Consider the following 16,464-nt stretch of genomic DNA (forward strand, 5'->3'; position numbering starts at 1 on the left):
CGGCCGCGGCCTGCGCTGCATCAGAGGATCGAGCGGAAGCTGCCGCCTTCGACGCGCACCGCGGCGCCGTTGGAAGCGGCCCCGAGCGGGCTCGCCAGCAGCGCCACCATGGCGGCGATCTCGTCGGCCTCGATCATGCGTGCGATCAGCGAGCTGGGACGATAGGTTGCGAAGAAGTTCGCTTCGATTTCGGCAGCGCTCATGCCCGCGCGCGGCGCGGTCTGGCGCAGGTATTCGACGATGCCGTCGGAGCGGGTCGCGGCCGGCAGCACGCTGTTGACGGTGACGCCGGTCCCCTTGGTCAGCTCAGCCATGCCGCGCGACACCGCAAGTTGCGCCGACTTGGTGACGCCGTAGTGCACCATGTCCGGCGGCGTGAAAGCGCCGACCTCGCTGGAAATGAAGATCACCCGGCCCCAGTTCTTCTCCAGCATGCGCGGGAAGTAATGGCGCGACAGGCGCACCCCGGACATCACGTTGACGTCGAACATGCGCAACCAGTCTTCGTCGGTGATCTCGGCGAAGGGTTTGGCTTCGTAGTAGCCCAGGTTGTTGACCAGGATGTCGGTGTGCGGCTGCGCGCCCGCCAGCGCGGCCACACCGCTTGCGTCGCCAAGGTCCGCGACGATTGCGGTCACGCTGGCCTCGGACGCGGCGGCGGCAATGTCCGCCACCGCGGCATCAAGCTTGTCGCGATGGCGGCCGGTGATGGTGACCGCGACGCCTTCACGCGCGAGCGTGCGGGCGATGGCCAGGCCGATACCGGCCGTGGCGCCGGTGACGATGGCGGTCTTGCCTTGAAGTTGCAGGTCCATTGAGTTCCTCGGGATGTGGCCGCCTTGCGCCTGCGCAACGGCGCGCGCACGGCTGGCATGAATGGAAGGGATTCAGGGCTCGGATGGCAGCGTTGGTGCCGTTGCCCTGCCCACGTTCCGTACTTTATTACCCGCATCACTGGCGATAAACTGGCGCACCAGGAATTCATTTGTTCTTCGGAGGACAGAATGGCACGCCGCTTCGATCACCTCGGTGACGTGGAAGCCTTTCTCGCGGTGATCGAGCATGGCTCGTTCACGGCCGGGGCCGTGGCGCTGTCGACCACGCCCTCGGTGCTCAGCCGCGCCATTGCCCGGCTGGAGGCGCGACTCGGCAGCCAGCTGCTGCGCCGGACCACGCGCCGCATCGGCCTGACCGATCCGGGGCGGCTGTACCTTGAGCAGGCGCGCGCAGCCTTTACGCTGCTCGACGAGGCCGAGCGCGACATCCAGGGACAGGAAGGCGAGCTGTCGGGACGGGTGCGCATGAGCGTTCCCACCACCTATGGCCACTACCGGCTGCCGCCACTGCTGGCGCGCTTTGCCCGGCTGTACCCGCGCGTGCAGGTCGAGCTGAACATCACCAACCGCAATGTCGACCTGGTCGCCGAGGGCTTTGACCTCGCCATCCGCCTCGGCCACCTGCCCGACAGCGGCCTGGTGGCGCGCAGGCTGGAAGACGCGGCGCTGTGCCTGGTCGCGGCACCCGACTACCTGCAGCGCGAAGGCACGCCGCAGACGCTGGACGACCTGCGCCACCATGTCTGCCTGCCCTTCGTGCTGCCGCGCACCGGCCGCATCGCGCCGTGGGTGTTCCGCGACGGCGACCACGACATCGACTGGCTGACAACATCCGCCATCGCGGTGTCCGACGATGTGCTCGGCGTGGTGTCGCTGGCCGAGCAAGGCGTGGGCATCTGCCAGAGCTATGACTTCATCGTGCGCGACCGGATCGAACGCAGGCGCCTGGTCGAGCTGCTTCCGCAGCTGCGCGGCCGCTCGCGCCCCTTCTCGGTCATCTACGCGCCGCACCGGCGCCAGTCGGCGGCGGCGCGGGCGATGATCGAGCTGCTCACGGCAGGGTAAGTGCGCCCGGATCAGGCGATGCCAAAGCCGCCGTCGACCGGCAGGATCACGCCGGTCACATAGGCCGCATCCTCGGCGCACAGGAAGCGCACCACGCGCGCCACGTCGCGCGGCGTGCCCCAGCGCTGCATCGGGATGCGCGCCATGATCGCCACGCTGCGCTCGGGGTTGTCGAGCGCGCCCGAGGACAGCCGCGTGCGGATCCAGCCGGGCGCGACCGCGTTGACGCGGATCCCCTGCGGCGCCAGCGCAGCCGCATAGGCCCGCGTCAGCCCCAGCACGCCGGCCTTGCTGGCGGTATAGGCCGGATTGTTGGGCGAGCCGAAGTAGCTCCACATCGACGCGACGTTGACGACCGCGCCACGCGCCTCGGCAAGGCGCTCCTGCACCACGCTGATCATCGACTGCGAACCGTTCAGGTTTACGTCGACCACCTTGCGAAAGCCCTCCGGCGAGAACTCCCTGCGTTCATGCAGGATGATGCCCGCCGCATTGACGAGCACCGACACCGACTCCAGATCCGCGAGGGCTTCGCGCATGGCGTCGGTCGCCATGACATCGCCGCGCCGGAATTCCAGCGCGGGCGGCAGGTCCTCGTCGGCATCGATGCCCAGGCACACGACGCGCATGCCGTCTTCTGCAAACACCTCGGCTATCGCCCGACCGATACCGGTGCCGCCGCCCGTTACCACTGCAATCCGTTGACTCATACTGCCTCACTCCTTGTTGAAGAAACGGGGGGCGCTACACGCCCAGGTAGGTTGCGCGCAGGTGCGGGTTGGCAAGCAGCTCCTTGCCCGGTCCGGACAGCGCGATGGTGCCGCTCTCGATGACGTAGCCGTAGTCGGCCATGTCCAGCACCTGGTTGACGTTCTGCTCGATCACCAGGATGGCCATGTCGCGCTCGCGCAACTGGCGGATGCTGTCGAAGAGCCGGTCGACCATGATCGGCGCCAGCCCCAGCGACGGCTCGTCCAGCGCCAGCACGCGCGGCAGCGCCATCAGTGCGCGGCCGACCGCCAGCATCTGCTGCTGGCCGCCCGACAGCGTCGAGGCCGCCAAGTGCTGGCGCTCCTCCAGGATCGGGAACAGCGCGAACACTTCGCGCAGCGTCTGCGCGCGCCGCTGGCGCGCGCGCCGGTTGCTGGCGCCGATCAGCAGGTTCTCCAGGATCGACATGCCGAGGAAGAGCTGCTTGCCCTCCGGCGACTGCACAAAGCCCTCCAGCACCACGCGGTGCGGCGCCTGGGCATCGAGCTCGCGCCCGTCCATGCGCACCGCGCCGCGCTTGCGCCGCACCAGCCCCGACACGGTGCGCAGGAAGGTGGTCTTGCCGGCGCCGTTGGCGCCGATCAGCGCGGTGATGGAGCCGGGCGCCAGCGACAGGTTGATGCCGCGCAGCACCTGTTGCTCGCCATAGCCGGACCACAGGTCCTCCACTTCAAATATTGCTGCTGGCATAGCCATCTCCGAAATAGGCGTTGAGGACCTGGGGCATGCGGACCACGTCGGCAGGCACGCCGTCCGCGATCAGCCGCCCTTGCTCCATCACGATCACGCGGTCCGACAGGCCCATGATCACCTTCATCACGTGCTCGACGATCAGCACCGTCACGCCGGTGTCGCGGATCTTGCGCACCAGTTCGACCATCTCGCCCGCCTCGCTGGGCGTGGCGCCGGCCACCACTTCGTCCATCAGCAGCAGGCGCGGGCGCGTGGCCAGCGCCCGGCCCAGTTCGAGCTTGCGTTTGTCGAAGGCGGTCAGGTCGCTGGCGTCGGTATCGGCGCGCGCGGCCAGCCCCAGGAACTCCAGGCAGGCATAGGCCTCGTCGCGCACGCGCGCCCGCGCGCGGCTGCGCGAGAAGCCGCCGACCATGATGTTCTCCAGCGCACTGAGCCCGCCGAAGGGCTTGGACAGCTGGAAGGTGCGCGCGATGCCGCTGGCGCAGATCTGGTTCGGACGCCGCCCGCGGATCTGCTGGCCGCCGAACAGGATGTCGCCTTCGTCGGCCTGGATCGCGCCGGCGATCAGGTTGAAGGCTGTGGTCTTGCCGGCGCCGTTGGGACCGAGCAGCCCCAGGATTTCGCCCTTGCCCACTGAGAAAGACAGCTTGCTGACGGCCTGCAGGCCGCCGAAGCGCTTCGAGATCGATTTCACTTCGAGAATGCGTTCCATGGATCCTCCTTCAGGCGTCCTTGGCGACGACGGCCTTGGCCGGGGCATGCGGTGCGCGCCGGTAGCGCAGCAGCCGTTCGAGCGGGCCGATGATGCCCTTGGGGAAATACAGCACCGCCGCCATCAGGATCAGGCCGTAGATCACCAGGTGCAGGCCGAGGAATTTGCCGGCGAACCAGGCGCGGGCGAGTTCGGCGATGGGGTGCAGCACGAAGGCGCCCAGCACCGGGCCGATGATGGTGCCCTGGCCGCCGACGATGGCCATGATGGCGGCGTCGATCGACAGGTCCAGCCCCATGTTCCGCTCCGGGTTGATATAGCGGAAGAACTGGGCATAGAAAGCGCCGCCCAGCCCGGTCATGAACGCGCTGATGGCCAGCGCGATGATCGGGTAGCGCGTGGTGCTGACGCCTACCGCCTGCGCGGCGGCCTCGTCGCCGCGGATCGCCTTCAGGTAGTAGCCCAGGCGCGAGCGCTCCAGCGCCAACGTGGCCAGCAGCATCGCCACCAGCATGGCAAAGATGATGTAGTAGTACGGCACCTTGCCGTCGAACTGGAACGCCAGCCAGCCTGCCTGCGATGGCGGAATGACAAGGCCCTGCGCGCCCTTGAGCGGAATGCCGAGGAACTCGTCGGTGTTCTCGATCCAGATGCGCACGATCTCGGCAAAGGCGATGGTGGTCAGCGTGAAGTACGGCCCCTTGAGTTTGAAGGTGGGATAGCCGATGCACACCGACAGCAGCGCCGCGGCCACCCCGCCGGCAAACATGCCGAGCCACGGCGACACGCCCAGCTGGGTGAACAGCAGCACGGTGACATAGCCGGCGCCGCCAGCGAACACAGAGTGCCCCAGCGACAGCTGCCCCACATAGCCGCAGACAAAATTCCACGCCGACGCCATGTAGGCGAAGTAGAGGATCATGATCAGCGAATGGAGCGCGTAGCTGTCCTGCACGAACAGCGGCAACACCCCGGCAATGGCCATCAGCGGTATCCCGATCACGGCATTGATATTGGTCCTGGACACGGTCATGGATATGGCCCTCCCCTACTTACGGCCGAGCAGCCCGTTGGGGCGGAACAGCAACACGATGATGAACAGGCAGAACGAGAATACCGACGCGGAAGTCGCCGTGACGAACTGCGAGGCGACCGACTCGAACACGCCCAGCACCAGGCCGCCGAGCAACGAGCCCGGGATCGAGCCGATGCCGCCCAGCACCACCACCAGGAAGGACTTGATGCCGAAGCCCAGGCCGGTGGTTGGCGATACCGACAGGAACGGCACCAGCAGCGCGCCGAAGAGCCCGAGGATACCGGCGCCGATGCCGAAGGTGACGTTGTAGACCTGGCCTACGTTGATGCCCGACAGCGCCGCGGCGTCGCGATTCTGCGCGGTGGCACGGATCTGGCGGCCGGTGTCGGTGTAGCGCAGCCAGTACGACAGGCCGGCGGCGACCGCCACCGCCGCCACGCAAGCGATCAGCCGCGGCACGTTGACCGGCAGCGACGCCACGTCGATCGAGCCGCTGAGCGCATCGGTGGTGACTGTGCGCACGTCGGGGCCGAAGGCCATCAGGATGCCGTTGTCGATCACCAGGAACACGCCGGTGGTCAGGAGCAAGGCGCCAAGCGGCTCGACCACCATGGTGGCCTCGCGCCGGAACAGCGGCGCGATCACCACCGCCTGGGTGAAGTAGCCGAGCAGGAACAGCAGCGGCACGGTGAACAGCACGGTCAGGTAAGGATGCAGGCCGAATACCGACCAGATCAGGTAGCTCAGGTACATGGCGAGCATCAGGAAGGAGCCATGCGCGAAGTTGATCACCCTCAGCACGCCGAAGATGAGGCTGAGGCCAAGCGCGATGCCACCGTAGATGCCGCCCAGCAGCACGCCGTTGACCACGGCGTAGGCCAGAATGGTTGGGTCCATGTCACTATCTCGATAATCACGGGCAGCGCCCGCGTTGCGATACACCCGGCCCGGCACGGCGTGCCGGGCCGTCCTGCCGGACGCTCAGCGCGCGCCGGGTGCCGGCAGCGGCCACACCGGCGTCACCCCTGCCAGCCGGTTCGATGCCGGCCAGATGGTGCGGCGCTCGCCGTTCTGGTTCTGCGAGATCACGCCGTGGGCAAAGGTGTTCTGGCCCTGCGCGTCGAACTTGATGCGCTGGTAGCCGGTGATCAGCGCGGGGCCGCTGCTGATGTCGGTCCTGGCCAGGGCGTCGCGCACTTTCTCGCGCTCGACCGAGGCGGCGCGCTCCAGCGCATCCTTGACCACGTAGACGTTGGACACGCCCTGTGCGCCATAGGAATTGATGCCATAGCCGAGGACCGTCTTGAACTTCGCATCGGCGGCGACCATGGCCGGATCCTTGGCGGCGCGCATGATGTCGACCTGGAAGTCGTCCTGCACGAACATGTTCTCGACCGCCTTGGGCGATACCGCCTTGTAGAAGTTTGGATCCTCCGAGCCGCCGCCGACCGAGTGGATGCCATAGGGCACGTACACGCGGCTTTCGGCAAGCTGGCGCGTGAAGAGGATGTGGTCCGGCGTGTAGGCTACGACGATCAGCGCATCGGGCTTGGCGCTGCGAATCTTGAGCAGTTGCGCCGACAGGTCGGTCTGGTTGGGCGGATACGACTCATCGAGCGAGATGGCGTAGCCGCGCTCCTTCGCCAGCTTCTTGACGTTGGCGGCGTGCGAGCGGCCCCAGTCGGTGCCCTCGTAGAACAGGCCGATACTCTTCGGGCCCTTGCCGGTCTCCTTTTTCAGCAGGTCGAGCGCGTCGATCTGCTCGCGCGCGTCGTAGATGGCCTTGTTGTTGGGCCGGAACACATACTTGAAGCCACGCTCGGTGATCTCGTCCTTGACCGCACCGGTGACCAGCCAGGGCACCTTGTAGCGCTCGGCGACCTCGGTGGCCGGGAAAGTCACCGCGCTGTTGTACGCGCCGACGATCAGCGTGACGCTCTCGCGCTGGATCAGGCGCTCGGTTTCCGCCACGCCGACATCGGGCTTGGACTGGCTGTCGGCGAACACCAGTTTCAGGCGCGCGCCGCCCAGCGCCTTGATGCCGCCCGCCGCGTTGATCTGCTCAGCGGCGATTTCCGCGCCGAGCTTGGTCTGGTTGCCGATGGTGGCGGCGCCGCCCGACAGCGGCAGCACGAAGCCGATCGGGATTTCCTTGACTTGCGCGACGGCGTTGCCGCCCGCCAGCGCCAGCAGCAAGGCCGCGGCGCCGATAAAGCGGCGGCGGGACGAAAGTTGGTGGGTATGCATGAGTGTCTCCTGGTCCGGTCCGGGCACGACGGCCCGGTGCAACTCTGTGTTGCTTCTGTCATCCGGCGCGGGCACGCAGCCCGCGCCTAGCAGGTCAGGCGGCCATCACCTGCTGCGCCAGTTCGCCGATGCCAGAGGCATCGAGCTTGTAGTGCGCGTACAGGTGGGTCGGTGGCGCGATCAGGCTGTATTCGTCGAGGATGCCGTGGCGCACCAGCCGCGTGCCCGCGCCGGCATCGGCCAGCACCTCGGCCACCGCGCCGCCCAGGCCGCCCAGCACGTTGTGCTCTTCCACCGTCATGATCGTTTTGGAGCGCGCTGCCGCGCGCAGCACCGCCTCGCGGTCGAGCGGCTTGACGGTGGCCATGTCGATCATGCCGACCGAGCGGCCCGCTGCATTCAGGCGCTTTGCCGCTTCCAGCGCCGGATGCACGGTCGAACCGGTCGCGATCAGCGTCAGCTCTTCGCCCTGCAGGTGCTCGATCGCCTTGCCGAATTCGAAGGTGATGCCTTCGTCGTAGACGGCGGGCTCGCGGCCGCGGCCGATGCGGAAATAGATCGGCCGGGCATGGTCCTTCGATGCATGGATCGCCGCGCGCAACTGCGGGCCGTCGGCCGGTGCGACCACGGTCAGGTCCGCGATCGAGCGCATGATGGCCAGGTCCTCGGTGGCATGGTGCGACGTGCCGTAGAAGCCCAGCGAGATGCCGGCGTGATGGCCGATCAAGCGCACCGGCAGCGCGCAATAGGCCACGTCCATGCGGATCTGCTCGCAGCACAGCAGCGCGAGGAACGAGGCAAAGGTGGCGACGAAGGGCGTGTAGCCAGCGGTCGCCATGCCAGCCGCGGCCGTCACCATGTTCTGCTCGGAAATGCCGAACTGGATATAGCGGTCCGGATACCGTTGGGCAAAGCGACTCAGTCCGTTCGAATACTGCAGGTCGGCGGAGCCGGCGAGCACCGGCGCGCCCGCTTCGACCAGATCGATCAGGCCGTCGGACAGGTAGCTGAGGCCGGGTGTGATCGCGTTCAGGCCGCGGTATTGCCAGGAGTCCTTGGAGAGTGGCTGGTTCATTGCGGTCAGTCCTTTGCGAGAATTTCTTCGATGGCGCGCTGCGCGTCGTCCGGGGCCAGGTAGCCCAGGTGCCAGCCCGGCTCGGTCTCCATGTAGGAAACGCCCTTGCCCTTGACGGTCTTGGCGATCACGCACACGGGCTGCGTGCGTGCGGTGTCGGCACGCAGCCGGCGCAGCAGCGCGGTCAGCGCCGCCACATCGTGGCCGTCGACGGTATGCACTTCCCAGCCGAACGCCTTCCACTTGGCGTCGAGCGGCTCGATGCCCATCACCTCGTCGACCGCGCCGTCGAGCTGGTAGCCGTTGCGGTCGACGATGGCGATCAGCCGGCCGGTGCGATGGTGCGCGGCCGACATCGCCGCCTCCCACACCTGCCCCTCCTGCATCTCGCCGTCGCCCAGCATCACGAAGGTGGTGAAGTCCTGGCCCGCATGCCGGCCCGCGAGCGCCATGCCCAGCCCGGCGGACAGCGCATGCCCGATCGAGCCCGAGCTGAAATCGATGCCGGGCACCTTGCGCATGTCGGGGTGGTCCCCCAGCGGGCTGCCCAGCCGGGTGTAGTCATCCAGCCATTCCCTGGGAAAGAAGCCGAGGTCGGCCAGGATCGGGAACAGCCCCACCGCGGCGTGGCCCTTGCCCATCAGGAAGCGGTCGCGCCCGGGCCAGGCCGGCTCGCCGCGCCGCAGCTTCATCACGTCGTAGTAGATCGCGGCGAAGGTCTCGGCCGCGGAGAACACCGAGGTGTAGTGGCCGGTCTTGGCGATCTCGATCAGGCGGATCGTCTCCAGGCGCACGAAGGTGGCGCGCTCCCTGAGCATCGCCACCTGTTCGACGCTGGGCGCGAACGGGTCGGCGGCGGTACTGACGAGCGCAGGTGCTACAGGCTGGTTCATCTCACATCTCCATTTTTTTGATGCATCATATATCCTCGTAATGTGCAAAAGCATGAGCGGCTGGCAGCCATGGCGGCCGTCAGATGCCGCCCAAGCAGAGGTACTTCAGTTCCAGGTAGTCTTCGATGCCGTGGCGCGCACCCTCGCGCCCGAGCCCGGATTCCTTGCTGCCGCCGAAGGGCGCCATGGCGGTCGAGATCAGGCCGCGCGTGCGCAGCAATTCAGCATCGCGCAGTTTCATGATGCCTCCGCTGGTTGCAGCATTTGCAGCGCGCGCGCATTCACCGCGCGCATCGCCGCGACCAGGTCGTCGGCGTCCAGCTCGCGCATGAAGTTGCGGATATGGGGCGCAGCCAGCGAGAGCTCGGCGGCATGGCGCAGCTCGTCCTGGGTCGCATCGGGCAGTCCCAGGTCGGCGAGGCACAAGGGCAAGCCAATGCGGCGGTACAGCGCTTCGACCTCGATGCGCACCGAGTCGTCGCGCCGTTCCAGTTCCAGCTGCACCAGCAGGCCAAAGGCCACCTGCAGCCCGTGCGGCGCGTGACTGGCTTCGCGCAGCGCCGACAGCCCGCGCGTCAGCGCATGCGCGATCGACAAGCCGCCGCTCTCGAAGCCGAGGCCCGACATCAGGATGGTGGCCTCCACCACGCGCTCGAACGCGGGCGTGGGCGCGCCGGTACCGGCGGCGGCCAGCGCATCTTCCGCGTCCGCCATCAGCACCGCGTGACAGGCACGCGCCAGCGCTGCGGCCGACAGCAACGGGCGCGTGCCGAACATATTGCGCCCCGCCGGCGCACACGCGCATTGCTCGGCCTCGAACGATTTCGAGATGGCGTCGCCGATGCCCGCCAGCAACATCGATGCGGGCGCCTGGGCGATCAGCGCGGTGTCAGCAATCACGCTGCTGGGGCTATATGGCAGGTGCCGCACGGCCAGCAGGCGGTGCGCCTCGTCATACAGCACATAGTTCTTGCTGGTCGGCGCGTCGTTGGACGCGACCGTGGGCACGGTGATCACCGGCACGCCGAAGTGGTCGGCCAGTGCCTTGCCCGCATCGATGCTGCGCCCGCCGCCAGCGGCTATCACCAGGTCGGGCCGTGCCGGGCCGGCCTCGTCGGCCAGGCGCGCCACCAGGCCGGGCGTCAACGCTTCGTCGAAGCTGGCGCGGCGCGTCGCCACGCCAGCCTGTTCGCACTGGCGCGCCAGCCGCTCGCCGACCATGTCCATCACCATGCGGTCGGCCACCAGCAAGGCATCGCTGCCCACGCGCGCGGCATGCTCTCCCAGCACCTCGATGGCTCCCGCGCCCTGGACGTAGCGCCCGGGCGATCCAAATACTGCTTGCACGTTGTCTCCTCTCGCTGTCACGCGGCGCTCGCCGCTTTGCCGTACATGATATAGGATATATCCTACATCATCGCCGTAAGCAGACAAGCAACTTTTTTTTGCGTACTAACCCCGATGCCAGTCCAGGAGACACTCATGCAGCCAGCCGATCTTCAGCCCCGCGCCGCCATCAACGGCCATACCCGCGTCATCGTGATCCTCGCCTACCCCACCCACCACGTGCGCACGCCGTCATTCTTCAATGCCTATATGGCCGAGTCCGGCACCAACGCGGTCCTGGTGCCCTGGCAGATCGCGCCCGCGCAGTTGGCCGAGGCAGTACGCGGCCTGCGCGAGGTCGAGAACCTGGCGGGCCTGATCATCACCGTGCCGCATAAGCAGGCGATGGCAGGCCTTTGCGATGAACTGGAAGGGATTGCCGCAGACCTGGAGGTCTGCAACGTGGTGCGGCGCACGGCCGATGGCCGCTTCATTGGCGCGATGTACGACGGCATTGGCTTTGTCGAAGGGATGCGCGGAAACCAGATCGACCCGGCAGGCAAGCGCACCCTGCTGCTCGGCGCCGGCGGAGCTGCCACGGCAGTGGCCGCCGCGCTGCTCGATGCCGGCGTGGCGCAGCTGACCGTGGTGAACCGTACGCGCGAAAAGGCGGAGGACCTGGCGGCGCTGCTTAAGGCGCGCCGACCGGGTGCCGCAGTGCAGGCCGCCGCCAGTCCGGATGGCGACTGGGAACTGGTCGTCAACGGCACCTCGCTGGGCCTGAAGGCGGACGACCCGCTACCGCTCGACCCCGCCCTGCTGCGCCCCGGCACCATCGTCGCCGAGGTCATCATGCAGCCGGCCGAGACCGCCCTGCTGGTGGCGGCACGGGCGCGCGGCTGCCGCGTGCATCGCGGCGAGCACATGGTTACCGCGCAGATCCGGCTACTGGCCGACTACCTGCTTGGCGAGGGGCGCGAACAATAGCGCGCCACACCGGAACGGGTGCAATCCGAGAGGGCACATCATATATGATGTGTCCATATATCGACGGTTGAGGCAGGACCCATGAAAGAGCTCGCGCGGGTGGAGAAAAGCAATCTCTCTTCCCGAGTCTATGAACAGATCCGCTCCGCACTGATGAGCGGCAAGTACGTGCCCGGCGAACGTCTGCGCGTGGCCGATCTCGCGCAATCGCTGGGCACCAGTTCGACGCCGGTGCGCGAGGCGATCTTCCGGCTGGTCAGCGAACAGGCGCTGACCATGACTGCCGCCACCTCGATCACCGTACCCGAACTGGATCCCGACACCGTCGCGGAAATCCAGTTGATGCGCACGCTGCTGGAAGGTGCCGCTGCCGAGGCCGCCGCGCTGCGCATCACGCCGCAGGAAATCGCGCGGCTGCGCAAGACGCACGAAGCCTTTATCAAGGCCGTCGCGGTCAGCCCGCGCGAGGCCGCGGCGCAGAACCGCAAGTTTCATTTCGAGCTGATGGCGGCATCGCGGCTGACCAACCTGTATGCGGTGGTCGAAAGCATGTGGGTGCGCATGGGTCCGCTGCTGCACATCTTCCATACCGAACTGCGCGCCAGCCGCGAAAGCCTGGACTCGCATCCGCACTACCGGGTGCTCGACGGACTGGAGCGCCATGACCCGGCCACCGCCTCGCAGGCGATCCGCGATGACATTCAGTGGGGCAAGACGGTGTTGCTGGAATGGATGGCGATGCGTGAAGAGCGCGAGTCCGCCTGAACCGACCCGGCTGGTCGGCGCCGGATCCGGCGCCAGGAAGCGTAGTGCTTGTCTTGCTGCCGGGCACCTGGCACCGGCTGGCATGTGCCAGCGACCTTTCAGTCGCTGGCACAGGAGGCTACAGGACCCTGCCGGGCCCTGCCTGAGCCGGATTTACTCCCACTCAATCGTCGCCGGCGGCTTCCCCGACACGTCATACACAACCCGATTCAGCCCACGCACTTCATTGATGATCCGGTTCGAACAACGCCCCAGCAGCGCATACGGCAGGTGCGCCCAGTGCGCCGTCATGAAGTCGGTGGTCTGCACCGCGCGCAGCGCGACGACGTAGTCGTAGGTACGGCCATCGCCCATCACGCCGACTGACTTCACCGGCAGGAACACCGCAAACGCCTGGCTGGTCAGGTCATACCAGCTCTTGCCGACCTGGGCCGGCTCGCACAGGCCCGCGGCGGCGTCCTGTTCGGTGGCGATGGTCTTGCGCAGCTCTTCGATGAAGATAGCATCGGCGCGGCGCAGCAGCTCGGCGTATTCACGCTTGACCTCGCCCAGGATACGCACGCCCAGGCCCGGGCCCGGGAACGGGTGGCGGTAGACCATTTCCGGCGGCAAGCCCAGCTCCACGCCGAGCTCGCGCACTTCGTCCTTGAACAGGTCGCGCAGCGGCTCGAGCAGCTTCAGGCCCAGCGTTTCCGGCAGGCCGCCCACGTTGTGGTGGCTCTTGATGGTGGTGGCCTTCTTGGTCTTGGTGCCGCCCGATTCCACCACGTCCGGATAGATCGTGCCCTGCGCCAGCCACTTGGCGTTGGTCAACTTCTTGGCCTCGGCCTGGAACACTTCGACGAACTCGCGGCCGATGATCTTGCGCTTCTGCTCGGGATCGGTCACGCCGGCGAGGTGGCCGAGGAATTGTTCGGAGGCGTCGATATGCACGACCTTGGCGTGCAGGCGGCCGGCGAACATCTCCATCACCATCTTGCCTTCGTCCTGGCGCAGCAGGCCGTGGTCGACGAAGACGCAGGTGAGCTGGTCGCCGATGGCGCGGTGGATCAGCGCAGCGGCCACGGACGAATCGACGCCGCCCGACAGGCCCAGGATCACTTCCTCGTCGCCCACTTGCTCGCGGATCTTGGCGACGGCTTCCTCGATGTGGTCGCGCATGACCCAGTCAGGCTGGCAGCCGGCGATGCCGAGCACGAAGCGCTCCAGCATCTGGCGGCCCTTGACGGTGTGCGTGACCTCGGGGTGGAACTGCACGGCGTAGTAGTGACGCGCCTCGTCGGCCATGCCGGCGATCGGGCAGCTCGGCGTCGAGGCCATCAGCTTGAAACCCGGCGGCAGGCCGGTGACCTTGTCGCCGTGGCTCATCCAGACCTTGAGCATGCCGTGGCCTTCCGGCGTGCGGAAATCCTCGACGTCCTTGAGCAGCGCGGTATGGCCGTGGGCGCGCATCTCGGCGTAGCCGAATTCGCGCTGGTCGCTCCACTCGACCTTGCCGCCCAGTTGAACGGCCATGGTCTGCATGCCGTAGCAGATACCCAGCACCGGCACGCCCAGGTCCCACACCGCCTGCGGCGCGCGCAGCTGGTGGTCTTCATAGGTGCTGGCGTGGCTGCCCGACAAGATGATGGCCTTGGGGGCGTACTCGCGCACGAAGTCGTCGGAGACGTCGTTGGGGTGGATTTCGCAGTAGACGTGCGCCTCGCGGACGCGGCGGGCGATCAGCTGCGTGACCTGCGAGCCGAAATCAAGAATGAGGATTTTGTCGTGCATGATGGGCCGATGGCGTGTCTTCCGTTGCGGGCTCGGTCACGACTTCCGTGCCGGGGCCATAGCCCGGCGGCGGTGTGATGACCGGCTCGCGCCGGTATTCTGGGGTATTCGTGTGGCGCGCCGCGGGGGCGACGCCGGGTTCCTTCCTGGTTTCCTGTTCCTGCAGTGCGCGTTCCATCTTCAGTTGCCGTTCGCGCTCGCGCACGCGCCTTGCCGCGGGAATCTGCACCACGGCAAAAAACGCCAGCACCACGGCGATGGTAGGCAGCCAGATCTTGCCGGCGCCTTCCAGCGGCAGCTCCAGGAACACCATCCAGCCGATGATCAGCAATGCGCTGGCCAGGTTCACATAGCCGGCCGTGCGCGCCACCGGCACCGTCAGCTGGCCGTTGAACGCGGCCTGCCACAGCAGCACGGACAGCCCAACCAGGGCCACGCCCAGCAACTGCCCGAACAGGGCCGGCTGCGGCTGCGGCAACTGCAGTGCCGCATACAGCGTGGTGAACGGGGACATCAACAGCAGGATGCCCAGCAGCAAATCCACCAGGGCATCGAAAAACAGCACGGCTCGCAGCAATACCTTCATTGGCGCTCCTCGTCTTGGGCCCGGCCGAGGGTGCGGCTGGCGTCAAGACAACGCCGGCATGGCGTGGCCAGGGCCGGATGGGATTCCGGTCTGGCGAAGGCCGCGCCAGCAGTGGCGCGCCCTCGCCCCGACGATCGTGCCGTTGCGCGCCGCCGCGAGGCGACGGGCGCAACCGCTGCGCGTCAGTCGATATGGTAGTTCGGCGCTTCCTTGGTGATCTGCACGTCGTGCACGTGCGATTCACGCATGCCGGCTGCCGTGATCTGGACGAACTGTGCGTTCTCATGCCAGTCGGCGATCGACTTGCTGCCGCAGTAGCCCATCGAGGAACGTACGCCACCGGTGAGCTGGTGGATGATCGCCATCACCGAGCCCTTGTAGGGGACGCGGCCTTCGATGCCTTCCGGCACCAGCTTGTCGACGTTGGCGGTGTTGTCTTCCTGGAAGTAGCGGTCAGCCGCGCCGTCCTTCATCGCGCCCACCGAACCCATGCCGCGGTAGCTCTTGAACGAGCGGCCCTGGTACAGGAACACCTCGCCCGGCGCCTCTTCGGTGCCGGAGAACATGCCGCCCATCATCACGGTGTGTGCGCCGGCCGCCAGGGCCTTGGCCACGTCGCCGGAGTAGCGCACGCCACCGTCAGCGATCAGCGGCACGCCGGTGCCCTTGAGCGCCTCGGCCACGTTGGAGACAGCCGTGATCTGCGGCACGCCCACGCCTGCCACGATACGGGTGGTGCAGATCGAGCCCGGGCCGATGCCGACCTTGACGCCGTCGGCGCCATGCTCGACCAGCGCGCGCGCGGCGTCGCCGGTGGCGATATTGCCGCCGATCACCTGCACCTGCGGGAAGTTCTGCTTGACCCAGCGCACGCGGTCCAGCACGCCCTGGCTGTGGCCGTGTGCCGTGTCAACCACAATCACATCGACGCCAGCCTTGACCAGCAGCTCGACGCGTTCGTCATTGTCCGGGCCCACGCCAACTGCGGCGCCTACACGCAGCTGGCCGTGGTCGTCCTTGCTGGCGAGCGGGTTGTCGACCGCCTTCTGGATGTCCTTCACCGTGATCAGGCCGCGCAGCTCGAAGGCCTGGTTGACCACCAGCACGCGCTCGAGGCGGTGGCGGTTCATCAGGCGCTTGGCTTCTTCCAGCGGCGCGCCTTCGGCCACGGTCACCAGCTTTTCGCGCGGGGTCATCTTGGCGCGCACCGGGGCGTCGAGTTCCTCCTCGAAGCGCAGGTCGCGGTTGGTGATGATGCCGACCACGGTCTTGCCTTCCAGCACCGGGAAGCCCGAAATGCCGTGCTGCTGAGACAGGGCGATCACATCGCGGATCTTGACGTCCGGCGAGATGGTGATCGGATCACGCAGCACACCCGACTCGTAGCGCTTCACGCGCGACACTTCGCGGGCCTGGTCGGCCGGCTTCAGGTTCTTGTGGACGATACCGATACCACCGGCCTGCGCCATGGAGATCGCCAGGCGAGCCTCCGTCACCGTGTCCATGGCAGCGGACACCAGCGGAATGTTCAGTTCGATCGAACGGGACAGGCGGGTACGAAGGGAAACATCCCGGGGGAGGACGGCCGAATAGGCCGGGACGAGCAGCACGTCATCGAATGTGAGTGCTTTCTGGACAAGACGCATAGCAAATCCTCTAGGCGCAAAAGCGAATTATACAGGAATGCGCGCTTTGCTGA

Annotated in this window: 16 protein-coding genes and 1 pseudogene; 3 read left to right on the forward strand and 14 right to left on the reverse strand. The window is 67.1% G+C overall.

Annotated features, from left to right (window positions below):
* Window positions 1-20: 20 nt before the first annotated feature.
* The gene (locus ABNX08_RS11145) at window positions 21-815 is read right to left on the reverse strand and encodes an SDR family NAD(P)-dependent oxidoreductase (RefSeq protein WP_022535296.1); all 795 of its coding nucleotides are present in this window, start codon (window positions 813-815) and stop codon (window positions 21-23) included.
* Window positions 816-1,004: 189 nt separating this feature from the next.
* Here ABNX08_RS11145 and ABNX08_RS11150 point away from each other — a divergent pair, with 189 nt between their 5' ends.
* The gene (locus tag ABNX08_RS11150) at window positions 1,005-1,901 is read left to right on the forward strand and encodes a LysR family transcriptional regulator (protein ID WP_022535297.1); all 897 of its coding nucleotides are present in this window, start codon (window positions 1,005-1,007) and stop codon (window positions 1,899-1,901) included.
* An 11-nt stretch (window positions 1,902-1,912) separates the two neighbouring features.
* Here ABNX08_RS11150 and ABNX08_RS11155 read toward each other — a convergent pair whose 3' ends face one another.
* The 10 genes and pseudogenes from ABNX08_RS11155 to ABNX08_RS11200 form a co-directional block, all read right to left on the reverse strand.
* Complete coding sequence (locus ABNX08_RS11155; RefSeq protein WP_022535298.1) at window positions 1,913-2,611, reverse strand: SDR family NAD(P)-dependent oxidoreductase; 699 nt, start codon at window positions 2,609-2,611, stop codon at window positions 1,913-1,915.
* A 34-nt stretch (window positions 2,612-2,645) separates the two neighbouring features.
* On the reverse strand, window positions 2,646-3,362 hold the full coding sequence (locus tag ABNX08_RS11160) for an ABC transporter ATP-binding protein (protein ID WP_022535299.1): 717 nt from the start codon (window positions 3,360-3,362) through the stop codon (window positions 2,646-2,648).
* On the reverse strand, window positions 3,343-4,077 hold the full coding sequence (locus ABNX08_RS11165; protein ID WP_022535300.1) for an ABC transporter ATP-binding protein: 735 nt from the start codon (window positions 4,075-4,077) through the stop codon (window positions 3,343-3,345). The genes ABNX08_RS11160 and ABNX08_RS11165 overlap by 20 nt, the downstream gene beginning before the upstream one ends.
* A 10-nt stretch (window positions 4,078-4,087) precedes the next feature.
* Window positions 4,088-5,110 (reverse strand): branched-chain amino acid ABC transporter permease, encoded by a 1,023-nt coding sequence (locus ABNX08_RS11170; protein WP_022535301.1) that lies wholly within the window; start codon window positions 5,108-5,110, stop codon window positions 4,088-4,090.
* Between the two features lie 15 nt (window positions 5,111-5,125).
* A complete protein-coding gene (locus tag ABNX08_RS11175) occupies window positions 5,126-6,010 on the reverse strand; it encodes a branched-chain amino acid ABC transporter permease (RefSeq protein ID WP_349607339.1) in 885 nt (294 codons plus the stop codon).
* 84 nt (window positions 6,011-6,094) lie between these two features.
* Complete coding sequence (locus ABNX08_RS11180; RefSeq protein ID WP_022535303.1) at window positions 6,095-7,360, reverse strand: ABC transporter substrate-binding protein; 1,266 nt, start codon at window positions 7,358-7,360, stop codon at window positions 6,095-6,097.
* A 94-nt stretch (window positions 7,361-7,454) separates the two neighbouring features.
* Window positions 7,455-8,435, reverse strand: a complete 981-nt coding sequence (locus ABNX08_RS11185; RefSeq protein ID WP_022535304.1) for a transketolase family protein — start codon at window positions 8,433-8,435, stop codon at window positions 7,455-7,457.
* 5 nt (window positions 8,436-8,440) lie between these two features.
* The gene (locus ABNX08_RS11190; protein ID WP_349607397.1) at window positions 8,441-9,253 is read right to left on the reverse strand and encodes a transketolase; all 813 of its coding nucleotides are present in this window, start codon (window positions 9,251-9,253) and stop codon (window positions 8,441-8,443) included.
* A gap of 154 nt (window positions 9,254-9,407) precedes the next feature.
* A pseudogene (locus tag ABNX08_RS11195) lies at window positions 9,408-9,533 on the reverse strand (aldehyde dehydrogenase family protein); the annotation flags it as partial.
* A 32-nt stretch (window positions 9,534-9,565) separates the two neighbouring features.
* Complete coding sequence (locus ABNX08_RS11200; protein WP_349607337.1) at window positions 9,566-10,675, reverse strand: glycerol dehydrogenase; 1,110 nt, start codon at window positions 10,673-10,675, stop codon at window positions 9,566-9,568.
* Between the two features lie 135 nt (window positions 10,676-10,810).
* Between ABNX08_RS11200 and ABNX08_RS11205 the strand changes: the two genes are divergently transcribed.
* Entirely contained in the window at window positions 10,811-11,641 is an 831-nt protein-coding gene (locus ABNX08_RS11205) for a shikimate dehydrogenase (RefSeq protein WP_349607336.1), read from the forward strand.
* Window positions 11,642-11,722: 81 nt separating this feature from the next.
* Window positions 11,723-12,406 carry a GntR family transcriptional regulator gene (locus ABNX08_RS11210; RefSeq protein WP_022535309.1) on the forward strand — a complete coding sequence of 228 codons (684 nt, stop codon included), beginning with the start codon at window positions 11,723-11,725 and terminating at the stop codon, window positions 12,404-12,406.
* A 153-nt stretch (window positions 12,407-12,559) separates the two neighbouring features.
* On the opposite strand, the gene guaA is transcribed toward ABNX08_RS11210, so the two are convergent.
* The 3 genes from guaA to guaB form a co-directional block, all read right to left on the reverse strand.
* A complete protein-coding gene (gene guaA, locus ABNX08_RS11215) occupies window positions 12,560-14,179 on the reverse strand; it encodes a glutamine-hydrolyzing GMP synthase (RefSeq protein WP_022535310.1) in 1,620 nt (539 codons plus the stop codon).
* Window positions 14,154-14,765, reverse strand: coding sequence for a hypothetical protein (locus ABNX08_RS11220; protein WP_022535311.1), 612 nt, complete (start codon window positions 14,763-14,765; stop codon window positions 14,154-14,156). The genes guaA and ABNX08_RS11220 overlap by 26 nt, the downstream gene beginning before the upstream one ends.
* 182 nt (window positions 14,766-14,947) lie before the next feature.
* Window positions 14,948-16,411, reverse strand: coding sequence for an IMP dehydrogenase (gene guaB / locus ABNX08_RS11225; RefSeq protein ID WP_022535312.1), 1,464 nt, complete (start codon window positions 16,409-16,411; stop codon window positions 14,948-14,950).
* Between the last annotated feature and the right edge of the window lie 53 nt (window positions 16,412-16,464).

Source organism: Cupriavidus sp. DF5525, assembly GCF_040149425.2.
Classification (GTDB): Bacteria; Pseudomonadota; Gammaproteobacteria; order Burkholderiales; family Burkholderiaceae; genus Cupriavidus; species Cupriavidus pickettii_A.

Coding starts and splice junctions, on each gene's coding strand:
- ABNX08_RS11210 (WP_022535309.1), top strand. CDS start 11,723: ATGAAAGAGCTCGCGCGGGTGGAGAAAAGCAATCTCTCTTCCCGAGTC.
- guaB (WP_022535312.1), bottom strand. CDS start 16,411: ATGCGTCTTGTCCAGAAAGCACTCACATTCGATGACGTGCTGCTCGTC.
- ABNX08_RS11155 (WP_022535298.1), bottom strand. CDS start 2,611: ATGAGTCAACGGATTGCAGTGGTAACGGGCGGCGGCACCGGTATCGGT.
- ABNX08_RS11145 (WP_022535296.1), bottom strand. CDS start 815: ATGGACCTGCAACTTCAAGGCAAGACCGCCATCGTCACCGGCGCCACG.
- ABNX08_RS11185 (WP_022535304.1), bottom strand. CDS start 8,435: ATGAACCAGCCACTCTCCAAGGACTCCTGGCAATACCGCGGCCTGAAC.
- ABNX08_RS11170 (WP_022535301.1), bottom strand. CDS start 5,110: ATGACCGTGTCCAGGACCAATATCAATGCCGTGATCGGGATACCGCTG.
- ABNX08_RS11180 (WP_022535303.1), bottom strand. CDS start 7,360: ATGCATACCCACCAACTTTCGTCCCGCCGCCGCTTTATCGGCGCCGCG.
- ABNX08_RS11150 (WP_022535297.1), top strand. CDS start 1,005: ATGGCACGCCGCTTCGATCACCTCGGTGACGTGGAAGCCTTTCTCGCG.
- ABNX08_RS11175 (WP_349607339.1), bottom strand. CDS start 6,010: ATGGACCCAACCATTCTGGCCTACGCCGTGGTCAACGGCGTGCTGCTG.
- ABNX08_RS11205 (WP_349607336.1), top strand. CDS start 10,811: ATGCAGCCAGCCGATCTTCAGCCCCGCGCCGCCATCAACGGCCATACC.
- ABNX08_RS11160 (WP_022535299.1), bottom strand. CDS start 3,362: ATGCCAGCAGCAATATTTGAAGTGGAGGACCTGTGGTCCGGCTATGGC.
- guaA (WP_022535310.1), bottom strand. CDS start 14,179: ATGCACGACAAAATCCTCATTCTTGATTTCGGCTCGCAGGTCACGCAG.
- ABNX08_RS11220 (WP_022535311.1), bottom strand. CDS start 14,765: ATGAAGGTATTGCTGCGAGCCGTGCTGTTTTTCGATGCCCTGGTGGAT.
- ABNX08_RS11165 (WP_022535300.1), bottom strand. CDS start 4,077: ATGGAACGCATTCTCGAAGTGAAATCGATCTCGAAGCGCTTCGGCGGC.
- ABNX08_RS11190 (WP_349607397.1), bottom strand. CDS start 9,253: ATGCTCAGGGAGCGCGCCACCTTCGTGCGCCTGGAGACGATCCGCCTG.